The organism is Vibrio sp. 1-2 (7-a) (assembly GCF_013048515.1).
Classification (GTDB): Bacteria; Pseudomonadota; Gammaproteobacteria; order Enterobacterales; family Vibrionaceae; genus Vibrio; species Vibrio diabolicus.
Map to the genome: position 1 here is coordinate 386,467 of NZ_VHSQ01000002.1, position 22,311 is coordinate 408,777.

Below are 22,311 nucleotides of genomic sequence, written 5' to 3' on the forward strand. Positions count from 1 at the left end.
TCGAGCCAAACAGCAATATTAAGTACTAACTGACGACAGTTTTTATGTACTCGCTGGGCGTTAAACCAAACTTGCCTTTAAATCGTTGGCTAAAACGCCCTTCCGATTGATAGCCACACAACTGCGCGAGTAACGCAACGTTGTATGAACCATTTTGCATCAGGTAGAGTGCGTGATTTAAGCGCACTTCTGCCAGCACTTCGCGATACTGAGTTCCCTCTTGTTTGAGTTTGCGTATCAACGTTGCTCGGCTCATAGCAAAGCGCTCAGCAACAAATTCCAAAGGATGGTCATCGCCCGGAGAGCGTGACAGATAGCGGCTGAGTTTCTGACTGAACGAGGTATTGGAACTCGAGAAAAGCCGATGCAATAGTCCTCGCTCTGCTAACTGCTGATACAACCCCATCATCCAATAACGTTGCGTCGCTTCACTTAAACTTTCCCGTTCAAAAGAAAACAAGGCATTTAATGTCGCTTGCAGTGCTTTGTCTGTCTCCACCGCTGGGACATAATTTCCCAATGCATTACTCATACTCAGCTCTAACATTTCAACGCTAGGTACACAGTGAAAACTGAACATTCGTGAGAGAAAACGCCCTTGTTGAGGAAGGTTTTCAAAATTCAGCGAAGCGTTTGCTTCACAAAGCATGATGTTAGGATGAAGAATATCAAACGCTTCGTCTTTCCAAAACAGACGCTTACTCCCTTTAATGATCTGGATAATACTCGGGGAGTGAATCCTGACGTTACGCAGCTTTTGCTGCTGCTCCGCACGAAACAGCGTCACTTGATATTGATGCCCCATCTTCTCCCCTTAAGTATTTGTTTATCGCGTGTAAGTCGCGGTTAACTGCGCGTTGTCCAATGCGACACTATTCAACGTAAATCCCACAACCGCCGCTGGCGTGTTCTCATCCAAGTTCAACTTATCACTCGGCAGCGCCCAAACGGTAAACTGGTAGCGGTGCATACCATCTTTTTCTGGCGGACATGCGCCGCCAAAACCAGTAGTACCGTAATCAATACGAGACTCCTTACCGCCTAGCTTACTGATATCAACGCCACGAGGCAGCTCGTTAACTGAGGCTGGAATATCAAACGCTATCCAATGCCAAAAACCACTGCCTGTTGGTGCATCAGGATCGTACGCGGTAATCGCAAAACTTTTTGTACCCTTTGGAACGTCTTTCCACATCAGTTGTGGAGACTGGTTCGCACCATCACATCCCCAACCTGAATATTCAAATGTCTTCGCCATTGGATGACCTTCTTGAATATCTTTGCTCGTTAGTTCAAAAGCATGGGCAGAGCCGATAACTAAAACGCTAAGGGCCAAAACAGACTTGTGAATCGCTTTCATGTGTTTATTCCTTTCAATGAGTTCAATTCAAGTCTATTCATCAACCCAAGCCAAGATACATCAATAAGTATCACAAAATATAAAACCATCGTCTATTTTGATACTTTAAGATTCAAACATAAATTTCTTATTCTCTGAGTTGCATCTGGTTTATGCTAACCAACCGCTCAGAGAACAAGGAAGACAAAATGGAACTGGATATCTACGTCGTTGACGCATTTACAGACACGCAATTTAAAGGCAACTCAGCCGCAGTCGTACCCTTGCAAGAATGGTTAGAACCAGAGCGAATGCAAAACATTGCAGCGGAAAACAACCTCTCTGAAACCGCGTTTGTTAAAGCGATTGGTACGAATCAATATGAAGTACGCTGGTTTTCGCCACTCACAGAAATCGACTTTTGTGGACACGCAACGCTCGCCGCTTCCATGGTGTTGTTCGACCAACTCGGCGTTACAGGAAGTATTGAGTTTCACACATTAAAAGTGGGCACCTTAACCGTAATTAAGAACGCACTTGGCAAGATTGAAATGACATTTCCGACAAGAGCACCACACCCCGTCAACGCCGTTCCTACGCAATTAATTGAGGGATTAAACTGCGAAGTAACACACGTACTGCTTAGCCCGCAAGCTTACTTCGTCATCGTGGAAGATGAGCAAACCGTTTTCGATGTTCAATATCGATCCGACCAACTGAAACAACTCGCCCCTTACGATGTCGTCGTCACATCAAAAGGCAGTCAATACGACTTTGTATCTCGCTACTTTTGGCCAGCAAACGGCGGAGATGAAGACCCTGTCACAGGATCAATCCACGCAGGCTTAGCACCATATTGGGCGCAAGAGCTCGGCAAAGCATCTTTAGTGGCGTATCAAGCATCAGCACGTGGTGGCATTCTGTACTGCGAAGTCAAGGAGGATTGCGTCAATGTATCTGGTGATGGTGTGTTGTATATGAAAGGCAAAATTTACGTCTAACTGTACGTTGAAGATTGGCGTTAACTGTTTTTATCCTGAAAGCCTAGCCGCCCGCTAGGCTTTTCTATTTCCTGTTGTTTCAGCGTTAATCGTTACAAAGGTTGTTCGACAATACACACAGGAGAGCCTATCTCACAGTCATAACCCGTTGGGGTAATTTCACCCGTTTGAGGATTGCGACGAAAGCTCACCACATTGTTGGAATGTTGATTGGCAACCAGCAACCACTTTTGATCACGAGACAACACAAAATCTCGTGGAAAAGCCCCTTCACAGTGAATGGCTGCTCGCCTTTTTGGCGTATCGCCAGACACATCAAACACACTGATTTTGTTCTGAGCTCGGCAAGAGACATACAAAAACGTTTCATCTTGCGAAAGACGAATCGCCGCCGCCGCTTGCAGATTCTCTTCCCCTTCTAATAATTCTGTTTGATTCGAGATAAGCCACTTATCTTGGTGCTTAACCAGAACAATCAAGGTTTCTGACAGTTCGCAAACCACATACGCTGTCGACTCTTGTTGGTTAAACACCACATGGCGCGGTCCCGAACCTGCGGGCAAATGAATCACTTGCGACAGTGAAAAATCCGGCGGCTGGGCATCGTAATCATAAATAAGGACGCTATCGCTGCCTAAGTCTACGACAACCAATTGATCACTGTGCTTTAAAAACGTGACTTGATGAGCATGAGGAGAAGTTTGGCGTTCTAAATTCGGCCCGCATCCATCAACGTATAAATCCGCCAATAAACCTAGCGGTTTACCATCGCGATCCAATTGAAATACGCTAACATTTCCAGAGCCATAATTAGCGACCGCCAACAACGGTTTTTTGATATCCAAATGACACGGATAATCGCCATTAATCGGCAAAGAGACGGATTCACTACCGCGAAAAAACGCGAGCTCTGCACCTTCATTTCTATCCATTTCGCTAAACGTATACAGCCCGTGTTCGGTGGTCGTGAGATAGGACGGATTACGTTGAACTACAACATCGTCAAGCCGAGTCAGTTCACCCGTTTCAGTGTTCAGCGATACACGCGCAATGCCCGTGCTCGTACTCGGTGGGTTGGTGTAAGTGCCAATATAAAAATGCACGTGACCAGTTGTTGTCATGGATGGCCTTATATGAGTGATTCGTATTATTCAACACCTTGCCTATTGTCATGGCCGACCGCAATCCATTTTACGAATCAACCACTTAAAATGTGAAGTGATTTCTAATTCAGAATCAATTGACAACTTGCAGCCTCAACTAGCCTAGTGTTTATCGCTGGGCATTTAATTTTACTTATCAGGAAAAACCTGACCTCGTTCAAGGTTTTTTCATTCCACCTCGCGACAAGCTTGTTCCAACGCTAAGCCTCTCTATTTAAAAAGAATCGCTTGTAGATAAAATGCTAAGCTCTAAAAAGAAATCGTTATGGATGGCGGTTAGCGACGGGTTGGCGGGCTCAATCAACACGCTCCCGTTCGCAAGTTATCTATTCATGCATTACTTCTTCAAAGGAAGCACCGCACTATGAAGCGAATCATTTTTGGCACATTGATTATTGCCCTTTTAAGCGCCTGTTCAAAAGATAACACGCACCAAGCGCTTGGCACCTTAGAGCGTGACCGCGTAACGTTTACCGCCACATCTAATGAGATAATTAGAGCCCTTCCTGTCAAAGAAGGCAGCTTGGTCAATGAGGGGGAAGTGTTGGTTCAGCTCGATACTAAGAATCAACAAGCAGTTCTTGCACACGCCGTTGCAGAGCAAGCCAAAGCGGGAGCGTATTTGCTTAAATTGACCAATGGTGAACGCCCAGAAGACATTGCTGCTGCATCGGCTCGCGTAGCCCGAGCGGAAGCGCAGCTCACCGAAGCGCAGAAAAACTATCAACGCAAAGCAGAACTGGTGCGTAAAAAACTCATCAGCCAATCCGAAAAAGATTCCGCTCTTGCGGCAAGGGACTCGGCGAGAGCCGAATTAGACTCAGCAAAAGAAGAGTTCAGTAAGCTCACCGCAGGTTCTCGCCTCGAAGACATCGAACAAGCTAAAGCCGCTTTAATGGCGGCAAAAGCCGAAGTGGCGTTGCAAGAGCAAAAACTGGCAGAACTCACCATCACGGCCACGCGTGACGGTACGCTCGATAATTTGCCTTACAATCTTGGCGAACGCGTACCAGTGAACGGTGTGGTTGCCGTGATTCAAGCCAACCGCGTGCCGTATGCGCGAGTGTATGTTCCTGCCGATTATCGAATCGGGTTTATTCCTGGGAAAACCGTGACGGTAAATGTCGATGGCCTTGAGAGTCCATTACAAGGCACCGTTCGTTGGGTGGCTAGTGAGCCGTCATTCACGCCCTACTTCGCACTAACCGAAGAAGAACGTTCACGATTGATGTATCTAGCAGAAGTTGATTTACCTGAGTCTGCAAAAACGTTGCCGTCCGGTGTGCCTGCCCAAGTAGATTTGGTGGAGTAAGCCAATGACCGAGTATGCAATTCAAGCTCAAAATGTAGTCAAAAAGTTCGGCGACTTTACTGCTATCAATAACATCACACTCAACGTGCCCAAAGGCAGCATTTACGGATTTTTGGGGCCAAATGGTTGCGGTAAGTCGACCACCATTCGTGTGCTCACCGGCCTTCTCAGTCCAAGCGAAGGCAGTGTGGATGTGCTTGGATTAGAAATCCCAAAACAATCCGAACAACTGCGGCTCAAAATTGGTTACATGACACAAAAGTTCTCGTTGTACGATGACCTATCCGTTCAAGAGAACCTCGAATTTATTGGGCAAATTTTTGGTTTAAGCAGCAAGTCGCTGAAAGAGCGGATAGAAGAGCAGCTCACCACTTACGGGTTGGATCAATTGCGCAAACAGCGCGTAAGCGGCATGAGTGGCGGACAAAAGCAGCGTCTTTCACTCGCCGCCGCGACCATGCATAAACCCGAACTGCTATTTTTGGATGAGCCGACATCCGCCGTTGACCCCGAAAATCGACGCGATTTTTGGGAGCAGTTGTTCGACTTGTGCGATCAAGGTACGACGATTTTGGTCACCACGCATTACATGGACGAAGCGGAACGCTGCCACCGTCTGGCGATCATGGAATCGGGCGAAATTCGTGCCGATGGCGAGCCCGAACAGTTAATGGAACAGATGGGCGTTAATATCATTGAGGTGAAAGCCGACAAACTTCGTGAACTCAAAGAAAAGCTGATTCAACGTGACGAAGTTCGCTCTGCGGCGCAGTTGGGGATTCGTTTACGCATCCTTATCCACCAGCATGTCGAGCAACCGATTGAATGGTTAAAGCAGACGTTTCCCGAACTTCAAAACACTGAAATGAACCACGCTCGCCCAAGCTTAGAAGATGTTTTTGTCAGCGTGACAGGGAAAGGCCGCCAATGATGAAACCTATCGCCCGCATGAAAGCCGTCATGATCAAAGAGATTCGCCAACTTTCCCGTGACCGAATCACATTTGGCATGGTGGTGATGATCCCGCTTATCCAGCTTTTGTTGTTCGGCTTTGCAATCAATACGGACATTCGCAACATTCCGGTAGGTGTTGTCGACCAAAGTGGCAGCACCGCCGGACGGATCATTACCCAGTCAGTCAAAGTCACTCAAGTGGTGGATATCAAAGAAACCTATGCCACCGCGCAAGAGGCTGAACAAGCGATTCAAGATGGTATTGTGCGCGCCGTGCTGATTTTGCCAAGCGATCTCACACAACGCATGATGCAAGGTCTGGAGCTTGGGCAGTGGATTGTGGATGGGTCAGATACCATGATCAGCTCGGCAATATTGTCGTTGCAAACCATGCCATTGACCGATTTTGATTTCGAGATTCGCCCAGCGCCAAGCAAAACATTCGAAGTCGCACTCTACTACAACCCAAGTCGGCGTTCTGCGGTCAACATCGTACCCGGCTTACTCGGTGTGATTCTCACCATGACGATGATTTTGTTCACCAGTGCCGCGATTGTACGAGAACGTGAACGGGGAAATTTGGAGCTATTGATCACCACGCCCATCCACTCGATAGAGCTAATGGTGGCGAAAATCGTGCCGTATATCTTTGTCGGCTTAATTCAGGTTTTCATCATTCTAGGGTTGGGACATTGGATTTTCGGCGTGCCGATTAACGGTGCAATCAGCCAAATTCTGTTTGGAACCTTGTTGTTTATCGTCGCCAGCTTAACTTTAGGATTGGTCATATCCACCATCGCCACAACTCAGCTTCAAGCCATGCAAATGACGGTGTTCATTCTTCTGCCTTCAATTCTGCTGTCTGGATTTATGTTCCCTTACGAGGGCATGCCAGTCGCAGCACAGTGGATTTCAGAAGCCCTGCCCGCCACTCACTTTATGCGCATGATTCGAGGCATAGTGTTGCGAGGAGCGGATCTGATGGACTTATGGCGAGATACCCTTTGGTTGCTCGGGTTTACCGTATTTGGATTGGTCGTTGCGTCACTGAGGTTTAAGAAATCGCTCGATTAAACTTGCCAATTTTTCTCTTTCGCAGAAACAAAAATAGCCTCGACAATGAGGCTATTTTTGTTTGGATATTCAAATTTAGTTTTACCGGACTTAACTAAGCAACTCACCTTAATAATATTCGCCGTACGAGCAGTCTCGTAAGTCTGAAATACTGTAGTTTTTCAAAGAGTTGATTTTAAAGTTAAACACCACCTGTTTACAGACGACACCTTCACGATCGGTATAGGTAATAAAGCCTTCACTGTAAGCACGTTTGCCATCAGAAGACGTAACATCGGCCACGAGTTCTAAATGCCCTTTGTGCGCCTCTACGCGATTCATCATCTCAAACACATCCATCCACTCTTCGCGATTTGCCATTTGTATCAACATGGATTTGGCCTGTGTTTCCAACTGCTGCGGATACACGTAATAACGGTTGTAACCAAAGTATGCGCACATCAGTAATAAAACGAGTGCAAATGAGGTTGTTCTTGTCATGCAAGCTGCCTCTTGTTGTTATAAAAATCCTGCTTCGTTAGTTCAGTATAGGAAGCAAGCAAAGTTTAGGTCATGGAACTTGCTCAAATAACAGAGAACAGTCAGAGAGAGTCAATTCTATGACAAGCTCAGCACAGGTTTAACTTATGCAACACAACAAATTCTAAGGGCTTTAACTATGGAATATGCACACCGATCTGGGTTGTCACCATGCGGTGATCTGAGCCTTGTGGTAAAGCAGAGGATTCACGAGAGCAGATGATTCGCTGTCCTTGCTCAGATTTTAGCCACAAATGATCAATGCCTATCATTATCGGCTCTGGCACGTTGATGCCTTTGATGTTCGTTGGCCAGCTCGTCACTGGCGCGGTTTGAAAACTCGGGAACAGCGCAGAAAAACGAGGGCTAACCGAAGAGAGATTGAAATCCCCCACAACCAACACCTCTGGCTCAGGATAAAGCGTAGTCAGCGTTTCTATGGTTCGCACCAGCGCATTTCTTTGATGCCAAAGCTCGCTGGTTCTTGGTGACGGTGGATGAGCCGCAAACAAAGTGATCGGTGCTTGACCTTTAGGCAACCAAACCGCTCTGATGACTTCTTGTCCATTTGGCGCACGATAAACCGAAACCTCCGTGATGGGGTGTCGGCTAAGAATCATCAAATTTGATGGATACCCCACGTCACGTTGGCCACCATAATAATGCGGATAGACATCATCCAACATGTGCAAAAGGCTGCCAACACGCGGCGTCAGCTCTTGCATCACCACCAAATCAGCAGGATGCCTCAATAGATAGTTGATGAACTGATTGATGTCTGAGTTTTCGTAAAAAAGATTGAATTGAATGACGCTCAAAGACTGCAAGCAAGACGCCACATGGCTGCGCTGCGGCGGAACAAGTAACGAGACAAACAAAATAGCGACAAAGGCAGAAAATGCACTTTGCAACCATCGACGAGTGATGAAAAACGCCGAGGCTAAAGCAACGTAAGTGAACACAATGAGGGCGGGAATCGAGGTAAGATTCTCCGCCCACCAAATATGTTCAATTTGCCTGACCGCCAGCCAAATAAGAGCGGGTAGAAGCAATATGATCCACTTAAAAACGCTCGGCACACGCACTGCTCGTTTCGCTATTACATATCATAAGCTTAAATGCAATTTCTCAACTCGCCAGTGCGTGAAGCGTTGATGTTAGACGTGGTGTACCGCTTCCTCGACAGGCTCTGGTTGAGCAGCCGTTTCACTGATTTCAATCTTCACCGCTGCGACTTTGAATTCAGGAATTTTCGCATGCGGGTCCGTTGCCGTAGTCGTCAAGCGGTTGACCGGCGATTCAACGAAATGAAACGGGATAAACACGACGCCTTTTTGCACTCGCTTGGTCACAAACGCATCAATTTCGATGCTGCCACGACGAGTCGACACTTTTAGGCGCTGACCATTATGGATACCAATTGCTTCGGCATCTTCAACACTGATCATCGCTCTTGGCCCAGCAAGGTTATCCAACCCTTTCGTTTTGCGTGTCATCGTACCGGTGTGGAACTGTTCTAGCACACGCCCTGTTGTAAGCACCAAAGGATACTCTTCATCAGGCAACTCAGCTGCATAGCGGAACGGCACGCCCACCATTTGCCCTTTCCCTCGGGTAAATTGGGTTTGGTGCATAATACGAGTACCGTTTGGATTGTTCTTGTTACTTGGCCATTGAACACCGTTCGGCGTGATCGCGTCCCAGCGCAACCCTGCATATTGCGGCGTTACACGCGCGATCTCGCTAGTGATTTCAGAAACGCACTGGTAATGCCAATCGCTACCCATCGCGTTTGCGATCGCTTGAATGATCCACCAATCTTCTTTCGCCTCACCCGGCGCTTTCACTGCCGCATTAACGCGCTGCACGCGTCGCTCAGTATTGGTGAAGTGACCGGATTTTTCCGCAAATGAACAAGAAGGCAATACCACATCGGCGTACTGCGCCGTCTCGGTGAGGAAGATGTCTTGCACGACCAAGAAGTCGAGTGCTTCCAACCCTTCAATCACGTGTGCTTGGTTTGGATCGCTCAGTACTGGGTTTTCGCCCATGATGTACATCCCGCGAACTTCTCGTTTGCACGCCGCATCGATGATTTCCGTTAGGGTAAGCCCTTGCTCAGAAGGTAAGTTCGGCGCATCCCACTCAATCGCGAATTTCTGACGAACAATCGGGTTATACACTTTTTGGTATCCCGGATAACAGTTCGGCAATGCGCCCATATCACACGCACCTTGTACGTTTGATTGACCGCGCAGTGGGTTAATACCACCACCCTCAATACCGATGTTGCCACACAACAATTGCAGGTTTGCAATCGAACGAACGTTGTCGTGCCCTGTTGTATGCTGGGTAATACCCATTGAGTAATACACCGCAGTGCGTTTTGCCGTACCAATCATTCGCGCCATCGCGAAAATATCGTCCGCTTTTACGCCCGTCACTAACTCAACTTTGTCGAGGTTGTACGCTGGCGACATCACCTCTTGAAGCAAGGTATCAAAGCCGTCGACGCGCTCTTCGATGTATTCTTGATCGTACCAACCATTTTTGATGATTTGCTGCATCACGCCGTTGAGCAACATAACATCCGTGCCCGGACGATGCGCTAAGTACAGCTCTGCATGTTCGGCCATGTCTACTCGTTTCGGGTCTGCCACAATCAAGCGTGCCCCGTAATGACGAATCGCCTGTTTGATATGCGAAGCGATGATCGGGTGCGCAGATGTGGTGTCAGAACCGATAATAAAGATCACATCGGAATGCTTAATGCTCGGAATGTCGTTGGTCATCGCACCACTCCCCAACGATGCTTCAAGTCCTGTCACACTTGATGCGTGACACAAACGTGCGCAGTGATCAACGTTGTTCGTACCAAGTTCACGACGGATGAATTTTTGAAACGCGTAGTTATCTTCGTTAGTGGTTTTCGCTGAAGAGAATCCGGCCAGTGCGTTGCTACCAAGATCTTGCTTGATCGTCGAAAGCTTCGAAGCCACTAGCTGAATCGCTTCGTCCCAACTTGCTGGCTGCAACCAACCATCTTTACGAATCAGTGGTGTGGTTAAACGCTCTTCGCTGCTAATGAAATCAAAACCAAAACGGCCTTTCACGCACAGCATACCTTGGTTAACCGGCGAATCCGCCCCTTTTACATAGCGGATTTTGTTTTGTTGCTCATCGACAAACATGGTCAACTTACAACCCACACCGCAGTAGGTACAAATGGTATCGACGGCTTTTAGATGTTCGGTTCTGCCTTGAGAGCGGTCACGGCTGTCCACCATCGCGCCCGTTGGACATGCCTGAACACACGCCCCACATTGCACGCATTTTGAATCGCCCATGAGCGTCAAACCGTTGCAACTTGCGCCTTTTTCATCGGAGCGGAATCGTGGACGATCATCTGGTCGTAAAGCTGGTCGGCCATTTTTATCGGACACAAAACTCAACACACCATGTACCGCTTGCTCACGGCATGCTTGAATACACTGACCACAACTAATGCAGCGGTTAGCATCAAATTCAATGAACTCAGAACTGCGGTCTACTTCGTATTTGTGACGAAGATCTTTCGCTCGCAAATCGAGCCAATCTTGATGACCAATCACGCTAGCAGAGGAAACGTCCACGGAAACATCGAAATGTTGCTCGGCATGATATTCCGTTGAGTAATCTCGCAAGGCACAGTCGGTATTCGCTTGGCAACCACACTCTAAGCAGCGCGCCGCTTCTTTCATGGCCTCTTCGTTATCAAAGCCCAGTTCCACTTCAGCAAAACTCTGCTCACGCTGTGCTGGCGTCAATTCCGGCATGATTGAACGAGCAACTTTTTGGATATTTTCAAAATGAAGTGGGTCAACCTGCGCCAGTTTTTTCTCTTTACGAGAGTTGAACGCAGGTTTCGGCATGTCTGCCATATCGCCATTGAGGAACAAATCAATCGCTTTTGCCGCAACTCGCCCATCTCCCACTGCTTCAACCGCTGTCGCAGGACCACGACGAAAATCACCGATACTGAAGATATTGCCCGTCCCCGTGTGCATGGTTTGCGAGTCGGACTCAGATGTGTTCCAACGCGTTAGTGGAATAGACAAATCATCGTTTTCTAAGAAGCTGAGATCCGGCTTTTGCGATACCGCTGCAATCACGGTATCAAATACTTCAGTAAAGAACTCACCCGTTGGTTTCGGGCTACGACGACCAGACGCATCTGGCTCACCTAACGCCATTCTTTCTAATCGAATTGCCTTCACGCGGCCGTTTTCATCCGCGATGTTTTCCGCCGGATTCGTTAAGAAATGGAACTTCACACCCTCATGTTCAGCTTCGACGATTTCGTAGTCTTCGGCTGGCATTTCGTCGCGAGTTCGACGATAGATCAAAGTGGTATCGGCACCCGCACGACGCGCCGTACGCGCACAGTCGATCGCAGTGTTACCACCACCAATCACGGCAACTTTTTTGCCCGTAACGTAGTTTTGTCCTGTAACGTAATCTTTCAGGTAATCAACACCGAGATAACAGCCGTCCAAGTCGCTACCAGGATAATTCATTTCTACCGCTTGAGACGCCCCCACAGCCAAACAGACGGCATCGTAGTCTTCACTCAATTGAGACAGGGTGAAATCAACACCAAGCTTTTTGTTGGTTTCAACTTGCATGCCGTTGCGGCACATCAGTTCGATTTCTTTGTCTAGAATGTCTTTGGGTAGGCGATATTCAGGAATGCCGTAGCGTAGCCAACCGCCTGCTTTGGGCATGGACTCAAATACGGTGACGTCATAACCTTCATTCGACAAGTAATAACCTGCCGTTAAGCCACCGGGGCCACTACCAACAACGGCGATCTTGCGATGCTTCGCTGGTTTTTTCTCTGGGACATACGCTTCATGCGCCGCTAAATCTGCGTCTGCGGCATGGCGTTTGAGTTGGCGAATGGCAATCGGCTCATCCACCAAAGAACGGCGACACTCACTTTCGCAGAATGCCGGACACACACGCCCAATCGATAACGGCATTGGTAGTGTGCGTTTAATAACTTCAATCGCTTTTTGATGATCGTTTTGCGAGATATGGTAGAGATAAGATTGGATGTCTACCCCAGCAGGACACGCCGTTTTGCATGGAGCTTCACAGTCTGCGTAGTGGTCCGTCATGATTCGGTTGAGCGCTTTTCTGCGGTGCTCACTCAGTTGTTCTGATTGTGTGACGACATTGAGACCGCGGTACACTTTGAGATCACAGGCGCGCTTAGTTCCGCCACTTTCCACTTCGACCACACACAAATCACACGGAATTTTCTCGTTACTTTTGTTCATTCCGCACAGTGAAGGGATTTCGACCCCGCACACTTTGGCTGCTTCCAGAAGGGTTAGCCCCTCTTCTACAATTCTATATTTTCCATCGATGACAATTTCTATCATACAACCCCCGAAGCAGGCACACTAAACCTTACATTCTATAAGGATAAACCCTACCATGGAAAGTTCGTGTGACAAAAAACTCACTAGCGAGATATTTCTTAGCGATTAATATGTCCAATTGACTTTAAGATGTAGAACTCATTATCTCGAAGTGGGTTCGGTATAATCCTTGACTTTACCCCTAGGGTAACCTTTATTATTTAAGGGTTACTCGATATATAAGCTCATTTTGACTGGAAACCGTATGCGTCTGAAATCATTGCATACAATTTGGCTAACGTTATGTACAACGCTGATACTGCTGGTATCTAGCGTTGTAAATAGTGCGCCTTTAATGAGCCTAAAAATGATGTCGAGTGATGCCATGATGTCTGCTCATATGACGGAAATGGCAAGCGAGAACGATCACTGCGGATCCCCGAGTATGAGCATGGAGATGGCCTCATCCTTGAGCTCCGACTCTGCAGAGATGACCATGAGCTGTGTTGATGGCTCCGGTATGATCCACAATTGCTGCACAGCATCTTGCTCATTCGTTTTTGTCCCATTACCAGTCACCGACAGCCAGCTCTTCCCATTGGCTTGTCGCGCATCCATTGCCTCAGAAATTACCGCACCAGTGGTACAAGTCACCCATGATTTGTATCGGCCTCCGATAGTTTAATCCATACAAAGCATTCGACCCTGCATCGCTTTGCAGGCAGTTTCTTTGCGCCCAACTGATAGCGTGCTTACCTCAGCTATTCGCTCGTAACTCCATTTGTTACCGGCTATTTAGCGATAAAAAAGTGCGTCATCCGTTTGGCAAATACCAACGCTCTCCCGCTCGGTTCAATCGTTCCCGAAACGCCAAAGAGCTTGGTATCAATTTGGATGTAAATTATGGAATTCAACCCAAATCGCTTAGTGGCACCAGTATGCTCACTGGCTCTGGTTGCCCTACCTGCTTTCAATGTGGTGGCGCAATCGCCAGCCAATACGAAAGCACAACAAGAAGCGCAAGCCCAATCAATCCAAGCTCAGTCAACCAATGAGCTAGCAAACCTCATTAGCATTGCGTTGAGCAACGATGGCAACCGTAAGCAGTTCTATGCTCAATCGGAAGCGATGCGTGAAACAGGCGTAGCCAGCGCAACCTTGATGGACCCGAAATTGAAAGTCGGTTTTGGTGGTTTGCCTGTCGATAGCTTCAAATTTGACGAGGATCCGATGACCAATATCTCCGTCGGTTTGATGCAACAGTTCGAACGTGGTTCGACGCTCGACCTTCAACAAAAGAAAGCCAATCAACAAGCCGATGGTTTGTCGCTACAAGTTCACGCACGGGAACTTGAAGTGGCAAACAGCATGACTCAGCTTTGGTTGGAGCTGGGCTATCAGCAGAAAGCAGAGCAAATTTTGCTAGAAAACCGTCGGCTCATGACGGAAATGGAAAACTTCATTCAAACCAATTACTCAATCGGCAAAAGCGAAGCGCAAGATTTACTGAATGCACAGCTTCAAGTGAGTAAGTTGGATGAAAAGCTACAAGCCAACGCACAAATGCAGCGCCGTTTGGTCTCGCAACTCTCAGAATGGTTGGGCTCTGACTGGCTCAATACCTATCCCCAAAACGGACGCTCAACACTTCAAGCCAGCAACACACTGACTTGGGCGTCATTGAACCAAAAGTTGTCTGCAAATAGCGAAACGACCAAGCACTACCAACAGTTGAGTGAGCACCCGATGGTAAAAATGGCAGACGTAAGTATTTCTGCCAATGAAACTCAAGTGGACATTGCAGAGCAAGCTTACACACCTCAATTTGGTGTAGAAGTGATGTACGCCTATCGTCAAGCCAACAATATGAAAGGCGAACCAGCATCGGATTTGGTGAGCGCGTATCTAACGATGGACATTCCCCTGTTCACTGGCAATCGCCAAGACCGCAACTTAGCCGCCGCTCAGTATCAAGTGGGTGCCGCTCGCTCACAAAAAGATACGTTACTGACTCAGATGAACGCAAAGGTCAACACATTGCTGGTTGATCGCGCCAACTTGAGTCAGCGTTTAGAGCGTTATCAATCCACCTTACTTCCCCAAGTTCAAGCTCGTATTCACGCGGTAGAAAGGGGTTATCAAAACAACACCGCACAGTTTAACGACGTGATCATGGCAAGCACAGACGAGCTGGCGCTAAAGCTCGAACAGCAACGTCTTATTACCGATTTAAACATCGTAAACAGCAACTTAGCGGCTTTATTGGGTGGTTTCGAATATCAAGTATCCACACCCAACATCACGCCTGAAGCAAGCGCGAACTAAAACAAAAACATGAGAGAACCCAAGTTTGGGGACGATGGCTAATGCACACCAATAAACAATCAACATCGCTGTCATGCCTCATGGGGAAAATAAGGAATTAGGAATGAGTTCAAATTCAATCAAGATAGCAACCATCGCTCTGCTTGTTGGCGGGGCACTAGGGTTTGGCGTTAATCAGTACCTATCTGGTGCAAACCACGACATGAGCGGCACAAGCGGTAGCGCTGCGAGCAGCTCAAACGAGCCACTCTATTGGGTTGCGCCAATGGATCCAAATTATAAGCGCGACAAACCGGGCAAATCGCCAATGGGTATGGACTTGATCCCAGTGTACGCCGAAGATCTCGCAGGTGAACAAGACAAACCCGGCACGGTAAAAATTGACCCATCAGTTGAAAACAACTTAGGTGTAAAAACCGCTCAAGTCTCTTTAGAGCAACTTTCACCTCGGATTGAAACTGTCGGCTATATCGCGTTTGACGAAAGCCATTTGTGGCAAACCAACGTTCGCGTGGCCGGCTGGGTTGAAAAGCTTTACATCAATGCCGTGGGTGAAAAGGTCAACAAAGGCGATGTACTGTTCACGCTGTATTCGCCTGAGCTAGTCAAAGCACAAGAAGAGCTGCTGAACGCCTACCGAACTGGGCGTAATGGCCTGGTGAAAGGCGCGACAGAACGTTTAGTGACACTGGGTGTTGATCGTTCTCAAATCAAAGCCATCACTCAACGCGGGAAAGCATCGCAAACTATTGAAATTAAAGCTCCGGAAGATGGCGTCATCGCGAGTTTGAACGTTCGTGAAGGTGGTTACCTATCCCCTGCTCAAGCGGTGATCAGCGCGGGCCCACTTGAAAACGTATGGGTGGATGCCGAAGTGTTTGAGCGCCAAGCTCACTGGATGAAAGCAGGCAGCGACGCCACTATGACGTTGGATGCGATTCCGGGTAAAGAGTGGCAAGGCAGCGTAGATTATGTGTATCCAATTTTGGATCCTAAAACGCGCACGCTTCGTGTTCGTCTTAAATTCTCTAATCCCAATGGCGATCTTAAACCGAACATGTTTGCCAACATTGCCCTTCAACCAGTCACTGATAACGCGGTTATGACTATTCCTAAGTCTTCCGTTATTCGATCCGGCGGTATGACCCGAGTCGTGTTGTCTGAAGGCGATGGTAAATACCGTTCAACGCGCATCAAAGTCGGGCGTGAAGCCGACGACAAAATCGAGGTGCTGCAAGGTCTGTCTCAAGATGATCGCATCGTAACCTCTGCGCACTTTATGTTGGATTCGGAATCGAGCCAAACGGCTGATCTATCCCGTATTTCATCACCTACTGAAGCCAAAGTAGAAACAGTTTGGGCTAAGGGTGAAATCACCGATGTGATGAAAGATCACCGTATGTTGACCATTAATCATCAGCCCGTAGCAGAGTGGGATTGGCCGGGTATGGTCATGAACTTTACCCTCGCAGATGACGTTGATGTGGGCACTCTGCAAAAAGGCCAAGCTATCGAGTTTGAAATTCAGAAAACAGAGTCCGGTCAATATGAAGTCGTTGACTACAAAGCCGATGACAGCGTTGTCGTGACTGACGTATGGATTACCGGAGATATCAGCATGTTGATGGCGGATTTTGGGATGATAACTCTCAACCACCTCCCAGTTGCAGAATGGAACTGGGAGGCAGGAGAGATGAACTTCTCTGTAGGTGATGAAGTGGATCTATCCGGATTCAAAGAAGGTCAGAAAGTACGGTTTTTAGTTGAAAAACAAGGAGCTGACTACGTCTTGAAGCAACTTGAAGCGGTTGAGGGCTAACTATGATTGGAGCAATAATCCGCTGGTCGATCAAAAACCGTTTCATGGTTTTGATCGCTACCTTAGCGCTTGTTTTAACCGGACTTTACAGTGTAAAGAATACACCTGTAGACGCCATTCCGGATCTTTCTGATGTTCAAGTGATCATCAAAACAAGCTACCCAGGCCAAGCACCTCAAGTAGTTGAAGATCAAGTTACTTACCCGCTAACAACCGCCATGCTCGCCGTACCAGGAGCGGAAACCGTTCGTGGTTATTCATTTTTTGGTGACTCATATGTTTATATCATTTTTAACGATGATACCGACATGTATTGGGCACGTTCGCGCGTTTTAGAGTACCTAAGCCAAGTAGCACCTAAATTACCACCGAGTGCAAAACCGACATTAGGACCAGATGCGACGGGAGTGGGTTGGGTCTACAGCTATGTACTGCAAGATAAAACTGGCAACCATGATCTTGCTGATCTGCGTAGTATGCAAGACTGGTTCTTGAAATATGAGCTGCAAACCGTCGATGGCGTCTCTGAAGTCGCAACCGTTGGCGGTATGGTGAAGCAATATCAAGTTCAGATTGACCCAGCAAAGCTACGTGCTTACAACCTGACACTGCAACAAGTGAACATGGCGATCCAAAACGGCAATCAGGAAACGGGCGCCTCTGTTGTTGAAGTAGCAGAAGCGGAACATATGGTTCGCACTACAGGTTACCTAACGAGTATTGAGGATATTGAATCACTCCCGCTCAAAGTGACAGAGAAAGGTACACCGCTCTTATTGGGCGACATTGCTGACATCAACTTAGGTCCGCAAATGCGTCGCGGCATCTCTGAGCTTAACGGCGAAGGTGAAGCGGTGGGTGGCGTGATCGTGATGCGCTATGGCGAAAACGCGAGTGAAGTCATCAGCAAAGTTAAAGACAAACTGGAAGATTTACAGCGCAGCTTACCGGATGGTGTAGAAATCGTGCCTACTTACGATCGCTCCACGCTGATTAACGCTGCCGTAGAAAACTTGTGGAAGAAATTGGCGGAAGAATTCATCGTCGTGGCGATTGTTTGTGCCCTCTTCCTATTTCACATCCGTTCGTCTTTGGTTATCGCGCTGAGCTTGCCCGTCGGTATTTTATCCGCGTTTATCGTCATGCATTCTCAAGGCATTAACGCCAACATCATGTCGCTCGGGGGGATTGCCATCGCCATCGGTGCTATGGTGGATGGTGCCATCGTAATGATAGAAAACGTCCACAAGCATATTGAACGAACGCCTCTCACGGATAAGAACCGCTGGCAAGTGATTGGCAAAGCCGCTGAAGAAGTAGGCGCGCCCCTGTTCTTCTCACTGCTTATCATCACGTTAAGCTTTGTGCCAGTATTTGCACTGGAAGGTCAAGAGGGCAAGATGTTCTCCCCTCTCGCCTTTACTAAAACTTATGCCATGGCCGCAGCAGCAGGTTTGGCAATTACCCTCGTACCTGTGCTCATGGGTTATTTCATCCGTGGCAACGTATTACCAGAGCATAAGAATCCAGTAAATAGAGGCTTAATTGCGCTGTATCGCCCGTTGCTGAATACCAGCCTCAAGTACCCTAAGAGTATGATCGTTATCGCTTTAGGCCTAATGGCGTCAGCTTACTATCCAACCAGTCAACTGGGTAGCGAGTTCATCCCACCATTGGATGAAGGCGACTTGATGTACATGCCGACTACGTATCCGGGAATCTCGATTGGTAAAGCACGTGAACTAGTTCAGCAAACCAACAAGCTGATCAAAACCGTACCGGAAGTCAAAACGGTTTGGGGCAAGATTGGCCGTGCGGAAACGGCCACCGATCCTGCACCACTTACCATGATTGAAACAGTTATTCAGCTAAAACCTCACGATCAATGGCGTGAAGGCGTGACGACAGAGTCGTTACGCAAAGAGTTCGATGAACTGATTCAGTTTCCGGGACTCACCAACGCTTGGGTAATGCCAATCAAAACGCGTATCGACATGCTGGCGACCGGTATTAAAACGCCAATTGGGATCAAGATTGCAGGCCCAGACCTGAAAGAGATCGAAAAAATTGGTGCTCAGCTGGAACCTATTCTTAATAGCGTTCACGGCACCTCATCTGTATATGCGGAGCGTGTCGCGGGTGGCCGTTACGTAACGATTGATATCAAACGCCGCGCAGCTGCGAGATATGGATTGAGCATCAAAGACGTTCAGCAAGTCATCTCAACCGCGGTCGGTGGTATGAATGTTGGAGAAACCATTGAAGGGCTAGAGCGCTACCCGATTAACGTTCGCTACCCGCAAGACTACCGTGACTCGGTTGTTAAACTGCAAAACCTACCACTGGTAACCCCCAACGGCGCACGCATCGCACTCGCAGACGTGGCAGATATTCGTTATGAAGATGGTCCACCGATGATCAAAACCGAAAACGCGCGTCCAAACGGTTGGGTTTTCGTGGATATCGAAGGTCGTGACCTGGGCTCATACGTCGTGGAAGCACAACAAGTAGTAGCAGATCAACTTGAATTACCTGCGGGTTATTCGCTGGCTTGGTCAGGTCAGTACGAATACATGGAACGCGCCAAAGACCGCTTAAGTGTCGTAGTACCAATCACTATTGCGATCATCATGATGCTACTTTACTTCAGCTTCCGGCGTGTAGGTGAGGTGCTGATCATCATGCTGACGCTGCCTTTAGCAATGGTTGGTGGCTTATGGCTGATGCATTATCTGAACTACAACTTCTCTATTGCCGTGGGGGTTGGGTTTATCGCCCTCGCCGGCGTTGCGGTGGAGATAGGCGTCATCATGCTGGTGTATCTCAACCAAGCGTGGCACCACCGAAAACTGGATGCAGAAGAGAAACAACGACCGCTTCAAGCACGGGATCTTACAGACGCAATTCGCGAAGGCGCTGGCTTGCGTGTGCGGCCTGTCATGATGACCGTATTAACGGTAATCATTGGTCTTATTCCAATCATGTACGGCGAGGGGACAGGCTCTGAAGTGATGCAACGCATCGCTGCACCGATGATTGGTGGCATGGCCTCTGCCCTGCTGTTAACGCTGCTTGTGTTACCTGCCATCTTCAAGCTGTGGAAACAGCGTGAAGTGAAATCAACTCAACACCAAGATAAATAACAACGAGCGCCATTATTCAGAAGAATAATGGCGCGATATCTAATTGATAGTAAAGGAAATCAACATGAAAAAGACTCTTATCACTCTTGCTCTAACCATGGTATCGAGTGGCGTATTTGCTCAAATGGATAACTCAAACATGAACCACGAAAATATGGAGCATGGTCAAATGGATCACGGTTCCATGAACATGGATAAAATGCCGATGGATCATGGAAAAATGGACCACGGTAAAATGGATCATTCTGGTATGAGCGGCATGCCAGGCATGTCAGCGGTTGGTATGCCTGCAAATGGCGCAAAACCAGACAAAGTCGTTCATGTACTCTTAACGGATGATATGAAAATTACATTCAAAAAAGACGTGACAATAGAACCGGATGATGTGGTTCAATTTGTGGTAATGAATACAGGCAAAATCAATCACGAATTTACCATTGGCTCAGCAGAAGAACAGCTTAAACACCGTGAAATGATGAAAACCATGTCTGGCGATCACATGCATGACTCCGGCAATGCTGTCACTGTTGAACCAGGCAAAGCGAAACAACTCCTGTGGCACTTCCATGGCGATAAAAATGTAGAGTTCGCGTGTAATATCCCCGGACATGCAGAAGCCGGCATGGTCAAAAAAGTGGAACTGTAGTGAGACCGGATTAACGCATTCATACGGTTCATAGACGTTAAATGTAAATACAAAAGGAGCTAATATCAGCTCCTTTTTATTTCGCCCCAAATACTAGATTATCGCATCACAAACAGCTCTTCATGATAGTGATGTTCTGTATCAAAACGATATGCCTCTAACTCTTTTTTCAGGGTTCGAGAAAATACCTCCGGTCCACAGAAATAAAACTCATAACGCGATAAATCGCCGCATTCCTTCGCAATTTGTTCAACATTAAGTCGAGGTGAAATCGCAGTATCTATCACGTTCAGTTTCACTTGTGCCTGACGCGCAGCATTCCACAGTTCATCCACTAAATGACTATCTAAGCCACGTATGCAATAAAACAAATGTACTGGCGGATGTCTTTTTAGCGTTTTCAATGAAGATAAGATGGCAAAGAACGACGCTATTCCGACACCACCAGCAATCCAAACTTGCGGCTTGTTGACATCAAACTCTAAACGTCCATACGGCCCTTCAACAACAACCTCATTACCCGCTTTCACGCGCTGGTACAAATTGGTTGTGAAATCGCCTAGCTCTTTGATCAAAAAACGGACCTCTGGATCGTGCTCACCTGAAACAATCGTAAACGGATGTGGATCTTCATTACCAAAACGAACGTAAGCAAACTGTCCTGCTTTGTGCCCTTGCCAAGGTTTTCCTTGACCGTTATTGCTTGGCGCCAAAACCAGCTCCATCACGCGCGCTTGAGGGAAGTAGCGAGTCGACACCACTTTGGCAGGATGGCGGTTTGCTCGCCCGACAAAACCGAACAAGCTGTAAGTGGCAGCCGCAGAGCCCATCAATGCAAAACCTAAAGCGACAAAATGAATGGGATCGCCCCAGTATGCATGCTTTATCAATAAGACCGAATGCAAGGCAACCATCAAATACACCACAGCCATTAAACGATGGGATAACTTAAACGGTTTGTATTTAACAACAGTCCAGAGTGACACTGCCAGCAATACCAATAGCAAATAAAAGCCCCACTCACCTAAATCCAAGCCTATATCACGCAGTTCTTTAACCCATAACTCAAAACCAACGAAGTTATTGCCTGATGGCCCCGCTCCAGTGTGTTTTACTGGTTTTTCCAACCAACCAGCAGCAACGAGCCACTTCGGCACTTTATACATAAGCCAATGGATCACACCCAAACTGACGCCTGTTATACCTAACCACTTATGTACTCGATATGCCTTGTCCATGCCATGAACCCATTGCTCTATCACAGGTAAGCGCAGCGCCAGCACCATCGCAATAGACATCAAAGCTAACGACAAAACACCAGAATATTGAATAAGCGCGGAGCGCCATTGGAAGAATTGGGTCGAGGACAGCAGTTGCGGTTCACTCATCCACCACAACACAGACACGGCGGCAACTATCATCCATACAAAATTTCGTACAGTTTTCATGAACATCACTCTCAAATTGACGACAACTCTAGTTTAGTTTTTCTAGCGTAATGCAACGTCAATATTCGTAAAGTTGAGTAAACCCACAATATACTTAAGGTCAATAACAAACTTGGAGGTATTGCGCAGAATCCTACAAAAAATCGACATGGATTTAACAGTG

At 47.5% G+C, this 22,311-nt stretch carries 16 protein-coding genes; 9 read left to right on the plus strand and 7 right to left on the minus strand.

Translation table 11 applies throughout. The annotated features are described in order from the left end of the window. Positions 1 to 25: 25 nt before the first annotated feature. Positions 26 to 805 (minus strand): AraC family transcriptional regulator, encoded by a 780-nt coding sequence (locus tag FKN08_RS09390; protein WP_114322868.1) that lies wholly within the window; start codon positions 803 to 805, stop codon positions 26 to 28. 21 nt (positions 806 to 826) lie between these two features. Continuing rightward, entirely contained in the window at positions 827 to 1,360 is a 534-nt protein-coding gene (locus FKN08_RS09395) for a YbhB/YbcL family Raf kinase inhibitor-like protein (RefSeq protein WP_025557905.1), read from the minus strand. A 188-nt stretch (positions 1,361 to 1,548) separates the two neighbouring features. Between FKN08_RS09395 and FKN08_RS09400 the strand changes: the two genes are divergently transcribed. Then, positions 1,549 to 2,340: a PhzF family phenazine biosynthesis protein gene (locus FKN08_RS09400; RefSeq protein ID WP_170891958.1), complete on the plus strand. Its 792-nt coding sequence runs from the start codon at positions 1,549 to 1,551 to the stop codon at positions 2,338 to 2,340. Positions 2,341 to 2,432: 92 nt separating this feature from the next. Here FKN08_RS09400 and FKN08_RS09405 read toward each other — a convergent pair whose 3' ends face one another. Next, positions 2,433 to 3,461 carry a lactonase family protein gene (locus FKN08_RS09405; protein WP_170891959.1) on the minus strand — a complete coding sequence of 343 codons (1,029 nt, stop codon included), beginning with the start codon at positions 3,459 to 3,461 and terminating at the stop codon, positions 2,433 to 2,435. Between the two features lie 406 nt (positions 3,462 to 3,867). On the opposite strand from FKN08_RS09405, the gene FKN08_RS09410 reads away from it, so the two are divergent. The 3 genes from FKN08_RS09410 to FKN08_RS09420 are packed head-to-tail and all read left to right on the plus strand — an operon-like array spanning position 3,868 to position 6,843. Beyond that, positions 3,868 to 4,815 (plus strand): HlyD family efflux transporter periplasmic adaptor subunit, encoded by a 948-nt coding sequence (locus tag FKN08_RS09410; protein ID WP_029809518.1) that lies wholly within the window; start codon positions 3,868 to 3,870, stop codon positions 4,813 to 4,815. Positions 4,816 to 4,819: 4 nt separating this feature from the next. Next, a complete protein-coding gene (locus FKN08_RS09415; RefSeq protein ID WP_047725664.1) occupies positions 4,820 to 5,746 on the plus strand; it encodes an ABC transporter ATP-binding protein in 927 nt (308 codons plus the stop codon). After that, positions 5,746 to 6,843: an ABC transporter permease gene (locus FKN08_RS09420; RefSeq protein ID WP_170892050.1), complete on the plus strand. Its 1,098-nt coding sequence runs from the start codon at positions 5,746 to 5,748 to the stop codon at positions 6,841 to 6,843. The genes FKN08_RS09415 and FKN08_RS09420 overlap by 1 nt, the downstream gene beginning before the upstream one ends. A gap of 108 nt (positions 6,844 to 6,951) precedes the next feature. Here FKN08_RS09420 and FKN08_RS09425 read toward each other — a convergent pair whose 3' ends face one another. The 3 genes from FKN08_RS09425 to fdhF all read right to left on the minus strand — a co-directional run bounded on the left by FKN08_RS09425 (position 6,952) and on the right by fdhF (position 12,788). Next, on the minus strand, positions 6,952 to 7,323 hold the full coding sequence (locus tag FKN08_RS09425; RefSeq protein WP_005391248.1) for a hypothetical protein: 372 nt from the start codon (positions 7,321 to 7,323) through the stop codon (positions 6,952 to 6,954). Positions 7,324 to 7,499: 176 nt separating this feature from the next. Then, the gene (locus FKN08_RS09430; RefSeq protein ID WP_170891960.1) at positions 7,500 to 8,441 is read right to left on the minus strand and encodes an endonuclease/exonuclease/phosphatase family protein; all 942 of its coding nucleotides are present in this window, start codon (positions 8,439 to 8,441) and stop codon (positions 7,500 to 7,502) included. A 78-nt stretch (positions 8,442 to 8,519) separates the two neighbouring features. Beyond that, entirely contained in the window at positions 8,520 to 12,788 is a 4,269-nt protein-coding gene (fdhF, locus tag FKN08_RS09435) for a formate dehydrogenase subunit alpha (protein WP_170891961.1), read from the minus strand. 244 nt (positions 12,789 to 13,032) lie between these two features. Between fdhF and FKN08_RS09440 the strand changes: the two genes are divergently transcribed. The 5 genes from FKN08_RS09440 to FKN08_RS09460 all read left to right on the plus strand — a co-directional run bounded on the left by FKN08_RS09440 (position 13,033) and on the right by FKN08_RS09460 (position 20,700). Next, positions 13,033 to 13,452 (plus strand): hypothetical protein, encoded by a 420-nt coding sequence (locus FKN08_RS09440; RefSeq protein WP_170891962.1) that lies wholly within the window; start codon positions 13,033 to 13,035, stop codon positions 13,450 to 13,452. 218 nt (positions 13,453 to 13,670) lie between these two features. Beyond that, a complete protein-coding gene (locus FKN08_RS09445; protein WP_170891963.1) occupies positions 13,671 to 15,092 on the plus strand; it encodes a TolC family protein in 1,422 nt (473 codons plus the stop codon). Between the two features lie 103 nt (positions 15,093 to 15,195). Further along, complete coding sequence (locus tag FKN08_RS09450) at positions 15,196 to 16,911, plus strand: efflux RND transporter periplasmic adaptor subunit (protein ID WP_170891964.1); 1,716 nt, start codon at positions 15,196 to 15,198, stop codon at positions 16,909 to 16,911. 2 nt (positions 16,912 to 16,913) lie between these two features. Beyond that, on the plus strand, positions 16,914 to 20,054 hold the full coding sequence (locus tag FKN08_RS09455; RefSeq protein WP_170891965.1) for an efflux RND transporter permease subunit: 3,141 nt from the start codon (positions 16,914 to 16,916) through the stop codon (positions 20,052 to 20,054). A gap of 64 nt (positions 20,055 to 20,118) precedes the next feature. Beyond that, a complete protein-coding gene (locus FKN08_RS09460; RefSeq protein WP_053313544.1) occupies positions 20,119 to 20,700 on the plus strand; it encodes a cupredoxin family protein in 582 nt (193 codons plus the stop codon). A gap of 98 nt (positions 20,701 to 20,798) precedes the next feature. Here the strand turns inward: FKN08_RS09460 and FKN08_RS09465 are convergent, their stop codons facing one another. After that, positions 20,799 to 22,148 carry a ferric reductase-like transmembrane domain-containing protein gene (locus FKN08_RS09465; protein WP_170891966.1) on the minus strand — a complete coding sequence of 450 codons (1,350 nt, stop codon included), beginning with the start codon at positions 22,146 to 22,148 and terminating at the stop codon, positions 20,799 to 20,801. Positions 22,149 to 22,311: the final 163 nt, after the last annotated feature.

Excerpts from the sequence above, each read along its gene's own strand:
- FKN08_RS09390 (WP_114322868.1), bottom strand. The coding sequence starts at position 805 with ATGGGGCATCAATATCAAGTGACGCTGTTTCGTGCGGAGCAGCAGCAA.
- FKN08_RS09395 (WP_025557905.1), bottom strand. The coding sequence starts at position 1,360 with ATGAAAGCGATTCACAAGTCTGTTTTGGCCCTTAGCGTTTTAGTTATC.
- FKN08_RS09400 (WP_170891958.1), top strand. The coding sequence starts at position 1,549 with ATGGAACTGGATATCTACGTCGTTGACGCATTTACAGACACGCAATTT.
- FKN08_RS09405 (WP_170891959.1), bottom strand. The coding sequence starts at position 3,461 with ATGACAACAACTGGTCACGTGCATTTTTATATTGGCACTTACACCAAC.
- FKN08_RS09410 (WP_029809518.1), top strand. The coding sequence starts at position 3,868 with ATGAAGCGAATCATTTTTGGCACATTGATTATTGCCCTTTTAAGCGCC.
- FKN08_RS09415 (WP_047725664.1), top strand. The coding sequence starts at position 4,820 with ATGACCGAGTATGCAATTCAAGCTCAAAATGTAGTCAAAAAGTTCGGC.
- FKN08_RS09420 (WP_170892050.1), top strand. The coding sequence starts at position 5,746 with ATGAAACCTATCGCCCGCATGAAAGCCGTCATGATCAAAGAGATTCGC.
- FKN08_RS09425 (WP_005391248.1), bottom strand. The coding sequence starts at position 7,323 with ATGACAAGAACAACCTCATTTGCACTCGTTTTATTACTGATGTGCGCA.
- fdhF (WP_170891961.1), bottom strand. The coding sequence starts at position 12,788 with ATGATAGAAATTGTCATCGATGGAAAATATAGAATTGTAGAAGAGGGG.
- FKN08_RS09440 (WP_170891962.1), top strand. The coding sequence starts at position 13,033 with ATGCGTCTGAAATCATTGCATACAATTTGGCTAACGTTATGTACAACG.
- FKN08_RS09445 (WP_170891963.1), top strand. The coding sequence starts at position 13,671 with ATGGAATTCAACCCAAATCGCTTAGTGGCACCAGTATGCTCACTGGCT.
- FKN08_RS09450 (WP_170891964.1), top strand. The coding sequence starts at position 15,196 with ATGAGTTCAAATTCAATCAAGATAGCAACCATCGCTCTGCTTGTTGGC.
- FKN08_RS09455 (WP_170891965.1), top strand. The coding sequence starts at position 16,914 with ATGATTGGAGCAATAATCCGCTGGTCGATCAAAAACCGTTTCATGGTT.
- FKN08_RS09460 (WP_053313544.1), top strand. The coding sequence starts at position 20,119 with ATGAAAAAGACTCTTATCACTCTTGCTCTAACCATGGTATCGAGTGGC.
- FKN08_RS09465 (WP_170891966.1), bottom strand. The coding sequence starts at position 22,148 with ATGAAAACTGTACGAAATTTTGTATGGATGATAGTTGCCGCCGTGTCT.